Source organism: Pseudomonas sp. NPDC086112 (assembly GCF_044746425.1).
Taxonomy (GTDB): domain Bacteria; phylum Pseudomonadota; class Gammaproteobacteria; order Pseudomonadales; family Pseudomonadaceae; genus Aquipseudomonas.
On record NZ_JBIVCD010000029.1, the window covers coordinates 71,852 to 82,771 of the forward strand.

Here is a 10,920-nt window from a genome sequence, read left to right on the forward strand (position 1 = left end):
ACTCACCATCGGTAAATTCAGGAAAAAATCGAGATGAGCGAATACTCCCTCTTCACCTCCGAGTCCGTGTCTGAAGGGCATCCGGACAAAATCGCCGACCAGATTTCCGATGCGGTGCTGGACGCCATCATTGCTGAAGACAAATTCGCCCGTGTAGCGGTCGAAACACTGGTAAAAACCGGCGTTGCAATCATCGCAGGTGAAGTCACCACGTCGGCCTGGGTCGATCTGGAAGACATCGTCCGTAACGTGATTCTCGACATCGGCTACAACAGCTCCAATGTCGGCTTCGACGGTGCAACTTGCGGCGTGATGAACATCATCGGCAAGCAGTCCCCCGACATCAACCAGGGCGTTGACCGTGCCAAGCCTGAAGACCAGGGCGCCGGCGACCAGGGCCTGATGTTCGGCTACGCCAGCAACGAAACCGACGTGCTGATGCCAGCGCCGATCACCTTCTCGCACCAGCTGGTTCAACGTCAGGCTGAAGCCCGTAAATCCGGCCTGCTGCCTTGGCTGCGCCCGGACGCCAAGTCGCAAGTGACTTGCCGTTATGAAGGCGGCAAGGTTGTCGGTATCGACGCCGTTGTACTGTCGACCCAGCACAACCCTGACGTATCGTACAAAGACCTGCGCGAAGGCGTGATGGAACTGATCGTCAAGCACGTACTGCCTGCCGAGCTGCTGTCCAAAGACACCCAGTTCCACATCAACCCGACCGGCCAATTCATCATCGGTGGCCCGGTGGGCGACTGCGGCCTGACCGGTCGCAAGATCATCGTCGACAGCTACGGCGGCATGGCCCGTCACGGCGGCGGCGCGTTCTCCGGCAAGGATCCATCGAAGGTTGACCGTTCGGCGGCCTACGCCGGTCGTTACGTGGCCAAGAACATCGTCGCGGCCGGCCTGGCCGAGCGTTGCGAGATTCAGGTTTCCTACGCGATCGGTGTTGCTCAGCCTACGTCGATTTCGTTGAACACCTTCGGCACCGGTAAAATCAGCGACGACAAGATCGTCAAACTGGTTCGCGAAGTGTTCGACCTGCGTCCATACGCAATCACCACCATGCTCGACCTGCTGCACCCGATGTACCAGGAAACCGCTGCGTACGGCCACTTCGGTCGCACTCCGGCTACCAAGACTGTGGGCGACGATACGTTCACCACCTTCACTTGGGAAAAAACCGACCGCGCCGACGACCTGCGTGTCGCCGCCGGCCTGTAAGACTTTTCCTGCGGTACCCAAAGCCCCGCACGGTTCGCCGTGCGGGGCTTTTTATTGTTCTGCTGCTTGAGACCGTGTCGCCGCCTTCGCGAGCAAGCCCCCACACTTGATCTCGGTCACTCACAGCATCTGTGTACACATAAGATCCCATGTGGGAGCGGGCTTGCTCGCGAAGAGGCCAGCCCAGTCACCTCTGTCTCATGCCAGAAACACTCAGCAAAAAAACCACCCTTCGCGCCTACCAGTACTGATCTAGCCTTCAAGCATCCCACTGAGCAAGGACGCTCTCGATGCTGCCCAACCTGCGCCTGTTTTTCGCTTTCCTGCTGACCTTCGCCAGCCAGACCGCCAATGCCGCCGAATGCCCCGATTGGCCACCAGTTCGCGCACAGAAAGAAATCACCACCCTGCAACTGCAAATCGATCGCTGGGACGATAGCTACCACCGTGAAGGCCAATCGCTGATCGCCGATGAACTCTATGATCAGTCCCGTGCACGACTGACCGAATGGCGCGAGTGTTTTGATTCAACCCCCTCCGACGAACCATTGCGTACGGCCGGCGGCACGGTTGCTCACCCCATCGCCCACACCGGTTTGGAAAAACTGCGCGATGGGCGCGCCGTCGAAGCCTGGCTGAAAGATCGGGGCGAGGTGTGGATTCAGCCCAAGGTTGACGGTGTGGCGGTGACGTTGATTTATCGCAATGGCTGGTTGCACCGGGCGATCAGTCGGGGGGACGGGGTAAACGGCCAGGACTGGACAGCCTCGGCACGCCAGATCGCCGCCATCCCTCAAAAACTTTCGCAGTCGCTGGACTTGCTGCTCCAAGGCGAACTCTATTGGCGCCTGACCGAACACGTACAAGCCGAGGCCGGCAGCCTCAATGCCCGCGCCACGGTGGCCGGGTTGATGGCACGCAAGGCGCTGAGCGCCGAGCAGGCCGCCGGTATCGGTTTGTTTGTCTGGGACTGGCCGCAAGGCCCGAAAAGCCTGCCCGACCGGGTGGCAGCTCTGGACAAGTTGGGGTTCCCGAGTACGGCACCCTACAGTCAGCCGATCGAGGCATTTGTCGATGCCGTACGCTGGCGCGAGCACTGGTATCGCTCGCCCCTGCCCTTTGCCAGCGATGGGGTCGTGCTGCGCCAGGACCAGCGCCCACCGGCCGAGCGCTGGCAGGCGAAAACGCCTTACTGGAGCGTCGCCTGGAAATACCCCTTTGCCCAGGCGCTGACCGAGGTGCGCAAGGTCCACTTCAAAATTGGACGAACCGGCCGGATCACACCGGTGCTGGATCTGATACCGGTGATGCTCGACGACCGGCAGATCAGGCGCGTCAGTGTCAGCTCCCTGCACCGCTGGGAAGCGCTGGATATTCGCCCGGGCGATCAGGTCGCTATCAGCCTGGCGGGGCTGACCATCCCCAGGCTCGATGGTGTCGTATTGCGCAGCACCGAACGCCCGGCATTGAACGTACCGCTTGCGGCAGATTTTCATTCTTTGAGCTGCTGGCAGCCCACACCCGGATGCGAAAGCCAATTCCTCGCACGCCTGACCTGGCTCAGTGGTAAACAGGGGTTGGCATTGCCTCATGTCGGGCCGGGCACCTGGGAGAAACTCCTCAAGGCCGAACGCCTCGACAGCCTGGTCGATTGGTTGACCCTTGATGAGCAAGAGCTTGCTAAGATTGACGGCTTCGGTGAGCGCAGCAGTGCTCGTCTTTTGGACAGTTTCAACAGCGCCCGGCAACGCCCATTCGCTCGCTGGCTCAAAGCCCTGGGTTTGCCGCCGACTGGCCAGGCACGCCTCGCCGACTCATGGCAGGCGCTGGCACAACGAAACACCGAACAATGGCAGGCCGAAGCCGGCATCGGCCCGGGGCGCGCAGCGCAATTGAGCGCATTTTTCCGCGACCCGCAGGTCCTGGCCTTGAGTGAGACATTACGTGTTGCCGGGATTGACGGTTTCTAGACGCCAGCCCGCTCTGAGAACCGGGAACCCAAAGGTGCCGATGCGCTCAAACAGCCCATCGCTATATCGAATTTTTCACCTGGAGCTTTTATGAAACTTCTTTCACCGCTTGCCGTGTTGACCCTGTGCAGCGTGATGGCCGCTCCATTGATGGCCGACGAAGATGCCCCGGGCCTGACCGGCTGCGCCGCCAAAAAACAAGGCATCATCAACCAGATCGAACTGGCCAAGTCCCGCGGCAACGCCGATCAACAGGCTGGCCTGGAAACCGCCCTGAGCGAAGTCACTGCCCATTGCACCGACGCTTCCTTGAAGAAGGAACGGGAAAACAAGGTGCTCGACGCCAAGCACGAAGTCAGCACGCGTCAGGCCGACCTCGAGAAGGCGATGAAAAAAGGCGACGCCGAGAAGATCAACAAGCGCAAAGACAAACTGGCTCAATCGCGCAAGGAGTTGCAGGAAGCACTGGATGAGCTGGATAAGTAAATGATCTTTTCTGCAATCAATGATCCCGAAACTCTTTATGGCAGGCACTGCAGGCATCTTCGACTTTCTGCACCGCCGGCCCCAGGTTGCTGACCTTGTAGGGCTGAACCTTGCTGGCAATCACCAGTTCACCGGTGGCGCCTTCAAGGGTGCGGGCCAGCTCCTGGAAACGTGCCTGCTTCTGCCAGACATCGTCCTTGGCGCTGGTGTGATCCTCTTCGCGCACCTGCGGGAAATGTTTCCACGGCTCATGGGACAACGCGTCGAGCTTCACCGCGCCGTCGGCGAATTTCGGGCCATCGAATGGAATACGCCCACGCAACATACCGCCCAGGTCTTCGCCGGTCTTGAGCATCTGCTTGAAGATCGCCTTGCGCTGACCCAGCGGCGAGTTCGGGTCGACACCCCCGCAGGCGGACAAGGTCAGGCAGGCCAGCAATACAACGGAAAGTCTTTTAAGAATCATGGTGGCTTCAGGTCACTGGAAACGGCGGCCAGTATCCTCGCGTCACCGGCAAAGACCAATAGCCCTATTATCAATACGGGTTGTTTGAGCGCATGGAGCACTCAGGCAGCCGGCAAAGGAATTACTCCATGAACAGCCGTTTCAAGGCATGGCGTCACAATCTGGCCTGGACCCTTCCGATGGTGGCCGTACTGGCAGGTTGCACCGGCGGCGACAGCAGCAAACCGAAAACCCACGCACTGGCGACCTACTCCAGCGCCACCTGGGAAGCGCTTCCGGCAGTGTCCGACAACGACCTCGTCGCCGGCTTCGGCTCGTGGCGCAGCGCTTGTACCCGGCTCAAGGCCGACCCGGTCTGGGGCGGCACCTGTGCGGCTTCCGCCAATGTGCAGCCAACCGCCAATGACATCCGCGGTTTCCTCAAACAGAACCTGGACGTCTATGGCCTGCGTGCCGCCAATGACAACCCCAACGGCCTGATTACCGGTTACTACGAACCGGTGTACCCCGGCAGCCTGACCCAGACCGAGGAAGCCAACATCCCGGTGTACGGTGTACCCGAGGATATGATCATCGTCTCTCTGGACAGTATCTATCCGGAACTCAAAGGCAAGCGCCTGCGGGGAAGGCTCGAAGGTCGCGTGCTCAAGCCGTACGACGATGCGGCAACCATTGAAACCAAAGGCGTGAAGGCGCCGGTGATTGCCTGGCTGACCGATCCGATGAACCTGCAGTTCCTGCAAATCCAGGGCTCGGGTCGCATCCAGCTTGATGACGGTCGTCAGTTGCGCGTCGGTTACGCCGACCAAAACGGCCACCCCTATCGACCCATCGGCCGCTGGCTGGTGGACCAGGGTGAGCTGAAGAAAGAAGACGTGACCATGGGCGCTATCAGCACCTGGGCCAAGGCCAATCCTGCGCGCATTCCCGAACTGCTCGGCAGCAACCCCAGCTACGTGTTCTTCACCCGCAACCCCGACAGCAATGAAGGGCCGCGCGGTTCGCTGAATGTACCGCTGACCGCAGGTTATAGCGCGGCGGTGGACCGCAAGGTGATTCCACTCGGCAGCCTGTTGTGGTTATCGACCACACGCCCGGATGGCAGCGCACTGGTACGTCCGGTGGCCGCGCAAGATACTGGCGGCGCGATTGCCGGCGAGGTCCGCGCGGACCTGTTCTGGGGCACGGGGGATGCGGCCGGGCAATTGGCCGGCGACATGAAACAGCAGGGGCAGATCTGGATGCTTTGGCCAAAAGGGGCGGCGTTGCCGCAAGTGCCGCAGGTGGCTGACACACTTTAAAAGCAAAAGATCGCAGGCTGCGCCAGCTCCTACAGGGATCGATGTTCATCCGCGATATTGCGGTGCTCGCGGCCAATGTAGGAGCTGCGAAGGCTGCGATCTTTTGGTCTTGCCTTTAAACCGACACCACAAAGAAACTGACAATCAACCCCACTCCAATGGCCCACACCAACGACCGCAGAATCGCCCAGTCCGCCAGATAGCAAATGATGTAGAGCAGCCGACTGGTGATGAACAGCACCGACAGCACATTGATCGTCACCAGTTCGGCATTGCCGGCCAGGTGCGCGACGATCACCGCCGCCGCAAACGCCGGTGTCACTTCGAAGCTGTTCAACTGCGCCGAATGCGCACGCCTGGCCACGCCTTGGAGCGAATCCAGAAACGCCCGCGGATCGTGATTCTCTTTCAGCCCGAACTTGCCGCCGCTGAACTTGGCGACGCCTGTGCATAGATATGGCAAGCAGATCGCAATCAAAATGCACCACAGAGCAACCGTCATAACGCAGTCCCTTCTTCAAGTTATAGAAAATCGAATTCCATCAGGGGCGACTAAAACTTCATCACCAACATGCCGATCAGGACCAGCCCACAGGCTAAGAGCCGGGGCTTGCCGAAAGGTTCTTTCAGATAGCGCATCCCAAACAGCACCACCAGAATCACACTGATTTCGCGCAGCGCCGCGGCTTCAGCAATCGAGCCGAGCTGCATCGCCCACAGCACCAAAGCGTAGCTGAACAGTACGCAAAACCCGACCGCCAAGCCCAACCGCCACTGCTCGCGCCAGAACAGCATGAACGCCGGGCGCTTGCGCACCAACGCCAGCAATGGGAACGGCCAGGCACTGAGCAATGTGACCCAAACCAGGTAATCCAATGGATGGGACCAGCGCCGCAGGGCCTGGCCATCGATGAAGGTGTAACAACCGATGCACAACCCGATCAGCGCCACCACCGGCAGCATTGACCACGGCAGACGCACCCCGCCGCCGCCCTGCCAGAGCAGGCACAACATGCCGAACGGGATCAGCAAAATGCCAAAGATCTGCTGAGCCGTCAGCACTTCCCCGGCGAAGATCAGCGTCAGTGCCAGCACCACCAGCGGTGACAGGCCACGCATCAACGGATAGACCAGGCCGAGATCGCCGACCCGATAGGCCTGGATCAACAGGTAGCGATAGAGCAACTCAAATGCCGCTGACGCGAGAATCCACCGCCACATCTCCAGTGGCGGCAGCGCCACGAAGGGCAGCATCAGGGCGACAAACAGCAGCGCCACGCTGTCCATGCAGGCCACCACCAACAGCCGCTCTGCGCTGAATTTGATCAGGGTATTCCACGCCGCGTGCAACAGCGCCGCCACCAACACCAGAACCGTCGCAAGCACGGCACACTCCTTATTTCCCCCCACCACCCACCCCGCAGCCTTCGGCAGCTCATGGGCGGAGCAGAGAATTGATTCGCCATATGTCCGCAGCTGTTTATACTGCAAGCGACCACGCCGCACTCAGTTGCGCACACACTAATTCCAATAATTCCTGCCTCTGCCCGCTCTCACCGAGAACGGTCATCGGCCTGCGTATGCCTGATCAAAGCGTCAAGACTACCGACAGAGACCTTGCGCATGCCACTCGCCTTGCTTGCACTGGCTGTTGCCGCCTTCGGCATCGGCACCACTGAATTCGTCATCATGGGCTTGCTGCCCGATGTCGCCCGCGACCTCGCCGTGAGCATTCCTCACGCGGGGCTGCTCATAACCGGTTACGCCTTGGGCGTGGTGTTCGGCGCGCCGATCCTCGCGGTCGGGACCGCCAACATGCCGCGCAAAGCCACATTGCTGGGCATGACGCTGATGTTCATTCTCGGCAATATCCTCTGCGCCCTGGCGCCGAACTACGCCACTTTGATGGCCGCGCGGGTGATCACGGCGCTGTGCCACGGCGCGTTTTTCGGCATCGGTTCAGTGGTCGCCGCCGGTTTGGTGGCACCGAACAAACGAGCCCAGGCGATTGCCATGATGTTCACCGGCCTGACGCTGGCCAACGTGCTGGGCGTTCCATTGGGCACCGCGCTGGGGCAATACGCCGGCTGGCGCTCGACGTTTTGGGCCGTGTCGGTGATTGGTGTGATTGCGGCCATCGCACAGTGGGTCTGGCTGCCCAAGGACATCCCCATGGACAAGGCCAACCTGGCCAGCGAGTTCAAAGTGCTGGGCAAGGTCAATGTGCTGCTGGCGCTGGGCATGAGTGTGCTGGCGTCCACCAGTCTGTTCAGCGTGTTCACCTATATCGCGCCGATCCTGCAAGACATCACCGGTGTCAGCCCGCATGGCGTGACGATCATGTTGCTGTTGTTCGGGGTCGGTCTGACGGCGGGCAGCATGCTCGGCGGCCGGTTGGCGGACAGTCGCTTGCTGCCTTCTCTGGTGGGTATGGCACTGGCGGTGGTCGTCGTGCTGGCCGCTTTCAGTCAGACCAGTCACTCAGTGATCCCGGCGGCGATCACGCTGGTGTTGTGGGGCATCTTCGCGTTTGCGCTGTGCCCGATCCTGCAATTGCTGATCATCGATCAGGCTCATGAAGCGCCGAACCTCGGGTCGACGTTGAATCAAAGCGCATTCAATCTCGGCAACGCAGCCGGTGCGTGGATTGGCGGGCTGGTTGTGGCCAGTGGCGCGGACCTGGCGGACTTGCCGTGGACCGGCGCACTGGTCAGCGGGTTGACGGTGCTGACGGCGTTGTTTTTCATCTACCTGCAGCGTCGCAGTGCTGTCGCGGTCAATGTGTCCGGCTAAGCGCAATCCATGTGGGAGCGGGCTTGCTCGCGAAGGCGGCGGCACAGTCAAGATTGATGTCGCCTGACACACCGCCTTCGCGAGCAAGCCCGCTCCCACAGGTTTCGCGCCTTGAACTGACTGGCATCAGGTACGTTTACCCTTCATTTTTTGATCTTCTGCGGTTCGGGCTCCTGGTTCCGCTGCGCAGAGGTCTTCGGCGGCCCGCTTTCACTGCGAATCTGCGCGTGACTGATCAGCGCGAAGATAAAACTGCCACCGATGATGTTCCCCACCAGCGTGGGTCCTGCAAACACCAGCCAGAAATCCTTCCACGGCAACTCGCCGGCAAACACCAGATACGAGACCTCGACCGATCCGACCACGATGTGGGTGAAATCTCCCAGCGCCATGAAATAGGTGATGAGGATGATGATCCACATCTTGGCGCTTTCCATGGACGGGATCATCCAGACCATGGTGGCGATCATCCAGCCGGAGATGATGCCTTTGGCGAACATTTTGCTCGCGTCGTTCTCCATGACCTTGCGCCCGATGTCGAGGAAAGCCAGATCGGTCTTGGTGTCGAAAATCGGCAGGTGCAGCATCACATACGCCACCAGCAAGGTGCCGCAGAGGTTACCCACCAGCACGACCGACCACAGCCGAAGCAACCGACCGAAATTACCCAGCGTAGGCTTGCTCATGATCGGCAATACCGCAGTCAGGGTGTTCTCGGTGAAGAGTTGCTGGCGGGCGAGAATCACTGCGAGAAAACCTGCGCAGTAACCGAAACTGGCGATCACCTTGAAGCCTTCGCCGTCCGGCAGACGCGAGTTGAGCAGCCCCATGCCCATCAGCGACAAGCCCATGGTCAAGCCCGCAGCCAGGGCCGACCACCACAGCGCCGCAACGCTACGCTCGAGCTCCTGATCGCCTTGGGTGCGAATGATTTCGTGCAGCACCGCCGCGCGCGGTGGCTGGTTCTTGTCGACCTCGCGCTGTTCTTGCGCCGAGAGGTCCGGGGTCTTGCCGTCTTGGGGCGTGTCCATAAAACTCCTGAACCAGTGGCAGGTCGTTTAACTACGACACGCGGGGTTCGAAGCTGTTCAGTGATCCGTTAAATCATCTCTGACCGATAGACCGCTTTCGCGAGCAAGCCCGCTCCCACACTGGATCTCTGTCGTACACAAAGTATCTGCTCACTGAGGATCGAATGTGGGAGCGGGCTTGCTCGCGAAGACCGCACCGCCGATTTCACCCGCCGATCACATCATCCTTGAACTGGTCTTTGACGTACCTGATCTCGGTCCGGCCGTGCGGCGCGGGCAGGCCGTCTTCGCCCAGGTTCACGAAAACCATCTTCTCTACCGTCAGGATGCTCTTGCGGGTGATCTTGTTGCGCACTTCGCAAGTCAGCGTGATCGAGGTGCGACCGAACTCGGTGGCGGTGATGCCCAGTTCGATGATGTCGCCCTGGCGCGAGGCGCTGACGAAATTGATTTCGGAAATGTATTTGGTGACCACGCGCTGATTACCCAGCTGGACGATGGCGTAGATCGCCGCTTCTTCGTCGATCCAGCGCAACAGGCTGCCGCCGAACAGCGTGCCGTTGGGGTTGAGGTCTTCGGGTTTTACCCATTTGCGGGTGTGGAAATTCATACTCACTCCTGACCGTCTTGCCGATTGATGCCGGCCATCATGGCAGAGCCCGGACTAGAGCTCTATCAAGCATCGACTATGGTCTCGATTACCGTTCGGACATTGACCAACAGAAACGCTTTGGAAGATCAGCATAGCCCGCTATAATCGCCCCCGTTTCAAAACGGTAATGTTCACTTGCTACCGTTTTCCCGCCACCTGTCCGAGGGGCGCTGCAGCAGGTTCGACCTGTCAGGCTCGGATGGGGCGTTGACTGGCCACGGCCAGACACTAAACGCACAACGGCGCCCATTCGCATACATTACGAATGGAGGCTCATCATGAGCGCTGTTATCACGCCTGCAGATTTTAACGATTACAAAGTCGCCGACATGTCCCTGGCTGCCTGGGGCCGTCGCGAAACCATCATCGCCGAATCCGAAATGCCAGCCCTGATGGGTCTGCGCCGCAAATACTCCGCCGAGCAGCCGCTCAAAGGCGCGAAGATCCTCGGCTGCATCCACATGACCATTCAGACTGCCGTGCTGATCGAAACCCTGGTTGCCCTGGGTGCCGAAGTGCGTTGGTCGTCCTGCAACATTTTCTCGACTCAAGACCAGGCCGCTGCCGCTATCGCTGCTGCCGGTATCCCGGTTTTCGCCTGGAAAGGCGAAACTGAAGAAGAGTACGAATGGTGCCTGGAGCAAACCATCCTCAAAGATGGCGCGCCTTGGGATGCCAACATGATCCTCGACGACGGCGGCGACCTGACCGAGCTGCTGCACAAGAAATACCCGGCGATCCTGGACCGCGTCCACGGCGTCACTGAAGAAACCACCACCGGCGTTCACCGTCTGCTGGACATGCTGGCCAAGGGCGAGCTGAAAATCCCGGCCATCAACGTCAACGACTCGGTGACCAAGAGCAAGAACGACAACAAGTACGGCTGCCGTCACAGCCTGAACGACGCGATCAAGCGCGGCACCGACCACCTGCTGTCCGGCAAGCAAGCGCTGGTCATCGGTTACGGTGACGTGGGCAAGGGCTCGGCCCAGTCCCT

General features: G+C 60.0%; 11 protein-coding genes and 1 riboswitch. Of the genes, 6 read left to right on the forward strand and 5 right to left on the reverse strand.

Features of this window, described 5'->3' with window-relative positions; genetic code table 11:
- The first annotated feature begins 33 nt into the window (after window positions 1-33).
- The 3 genes from metK to ACIPLA_RS19510 all read left to right on the forward strand — a co-directional run bounded on the left by metK (window position 34) and on the right by ACIPLA_RS19510 (window position 3,680).
- Complete coding sequence (gene metK / locus ACIPLA_RS19500; RefSeq protein WP_123500165.1) at window positions 34-1,224, forward strand: methionine adenosyltransferase; 1,191 nt, start codon at window positions 34-36, stop codon at window positions 1,222-1,224.
- A gap of 290 nt (window positions 1,225-1,514) precedes the next feature.
- Window positions 1,515-3,194: an NAD-dependent DNA ligase LigB gene (gene ligB / locus ACIPLA_RS19505; protein WP_401175149.1), complete on the forward strand. Its 1,680-nt coding sequence runs from the start codon at window positions 1,515-1,517 to the stop codon at window positions 3,192-3,194.
- A gap of 90 nt (window positions 3,195-3,284) precedes the next feature.
- Window positions 3,285-3,680 (forward strand): DUF1090 domain-containing protein, encoded by a 396-nt coding sequence (locus ACIPLA_RS19510; RefSeq protein WP_052965034.1) that lies wholly within the window; start codon window positions 3,285-3,287, stop codon window positions 3,678-3,680.
- Window positions 3,681-3,696: 16 nt separating this feature from the next.
- Here the strand turns inward: ACIPLA_RS19510 and ACIPLA_RS19515 are convergent, their stop codons facing one another.
- Entirely contained in the window at window positions 3,697-4,146 is a 450-nt protein-coding gene (locus tag ACIPLA_RS19515) for a cytochrome c (RefSeq protein ID WP_218395268.1), read from the reverse strand.
- A gap of 128 nt (window positions 4,147-4,274) precedes the next feature.
- Here ACIPLA_RS19515 and ACIPLA_RS19520 point away from each other — a divergent pair, with 128 nt between their 5' ends.
- Entirely contained in the window at window positions 4,275-5,447 is a 1,173-nt protein-coding gene (locus tag ACIPLA_RS19520; RefSeq protein ID WP_218395269.1) for a murein transglycosylase A, read from the forward strand.
- 115 nt (window positions 5,448-5,562) lie between these two features.
- Here ACIPLA_RS19520 and ACIPLA_RS19525 read toward each other — a convergent pair whose 3' ends face one another.
- Together ACIPLA_RS19525 and ACIPLA_RS19530 are read right to left on the reverse strand one after the other, a co-directional pair.
- Complete coding sequence (locus ACIPLA_RS19525; protein WP_192344879.1) at window positions 5,563-5,949, reverse strand: MAPEG family protein; 387 nt, start codon at window positions 5,947-5,949, stop codon at window positions 5,563-5,565.
- Between the two features lie 50 nt (window positions 5,950-5,999).
- On the reverse strand, window positions 6,000-6,833 hold the full coding sequence (locus tag ACIPLA_RS19530; protein ID WP_218395270.1) for an EamA family transporter: 834 nt from the start codon (window positions 6,831-6,833) through the stop codon (window positions 6,000-6,002).
- 237 nt (window positions 6,834-7,070) lie between these two features.
- Between ACIPLA_RS19530 and ACIPLA_RS19535 the strand changes: the two genes are divergently transcribed.
- Window positions 7,071-8,240, forward strand: coding sequence for an MFS transporter (locus ACIPLA_RS19535; protein WP_401175156.1), 1,170 nt, complete (start codon window positions 7,071-7,073; stop codon window positions 8,238-8,240).
- 143 nt (window positions 8,241-8,383) lie between these two features.
- On the opposite strand, the gene ACIPLA_RS19540 is transcribed toward ACIPLA_RS19535, so the two are convergent.
- Both ACIPLA_RS19540 and ACIPLA_RS19545 read right to left on the reverse strand, forming a co-directional pair.
- The gene (locus ACIPLA_RS19540; protein WP_192344882.1) at window positions 8,384-9,271 is read right to left on the reverse strand and encodes a formate/nitrite transporter family protein; all 888 of its coding nucleotides are present in this window, start codon (window positions 9,269-9,271) and stop codon (window positions 8,384-8,386) included.
- A 205-nt stretch (window positions 9,272-9,476) separates the two neighbouring features.
- Window positions 9,477-9,881: an acyl-CoA thioesterase gene (locus ACIPLA_RS19545; RefSeq protein WP_192344883.1), complete on the reverse strand. Its 405-nt coding sequence runs from the start codon at window positions 9,879-9,881 to the stop codon at window positions 9,477-9,479.
- A gap of 198 nt (window positions 9,882-10,079) precedes the next feature.
- A riboswitch (S-adenosyl-L-homocysteine riboswitch) is annotated at window positions 10,080-10,178 on the forward strand.
- Window positions 10,179-10,201: 23 nt separating this feature from the next.
- Between ACIPLA_RS19545 and ACIPLA_RS19550 the strand changes: the two genes are divergently transcribed.
- Window positions 10,202-10,920, forward strand: a 719-nt coding sequence (locus ACIPLA_RS19550) for an adenosylhomocysteinase (RefSeq protein WP_401175160.1), incomplete at its 3' end; no start/stop codon positions are given.

Coding starts and splice junctions, on each gene's coding strand:
- ACIPLA_RS19515 (WP_218395268.1), bottom strand. CDS start 4,146: ATGATTCTTAAAAGACTTTCCGTTGTATTGCTGGCCTGCCTGACCTTG.
- ACIPLA_RS19520 (WP_218395269.1), top strand. CDS start 4,275: ATGAACAGCCGTTTCAAGGCATGGCGTCACAATCTGGCCTGGACCCTT.
- ACIPLA_RS19540 (WP_192344882.1), bottom strand. CDS start 9,271: ATGGACACGCCCCAAGACGGCAAGACCCCGGACCTCTCGGCGCAAGAA.
- ACIPLA_RS19510 (WP_052965034.1), top strand. CDS start 3,285: ATGAAACTTCTTTCACCGCTTGCCGTGTTGACCCTGTGCAGCGTGATG.
- ligB (WP_401175149.1), top strand. CDS start 1,515: ATGCTGCCCAACCTGCGCCTGTTTTTCGCTTTCCTGCTGACCTTCGCC.
- metK (WP_123500165.1), top strand. CDS start 34: ATGAGCGAATACTCCCTCTTCACCTCCGAGTCCGTGTCTGAAGGGCAT.
- ACIPLA_RS19545 (WP_192344883.1), bottom strand. CDS start 9,881: ATGAATTTCCACACCCGCAAATGGGTAAAACCCGAAGACCTCAACCCC.
- ACIPLA_RS19535 (WP_401175156.1), top strand. CDS start 7,071: ATGCCACTCGCCTTGCTTGCACTGGCTGTTGCCGCCTTCGGCATCGGC.
- ACIPLA_RS19525 (WP_192344879.1), bottom strand. CDS start 5,949: ATGACGGTTGCTCTGTGGTGCATTTTGATTGCGATCTGCTTGCCATAT.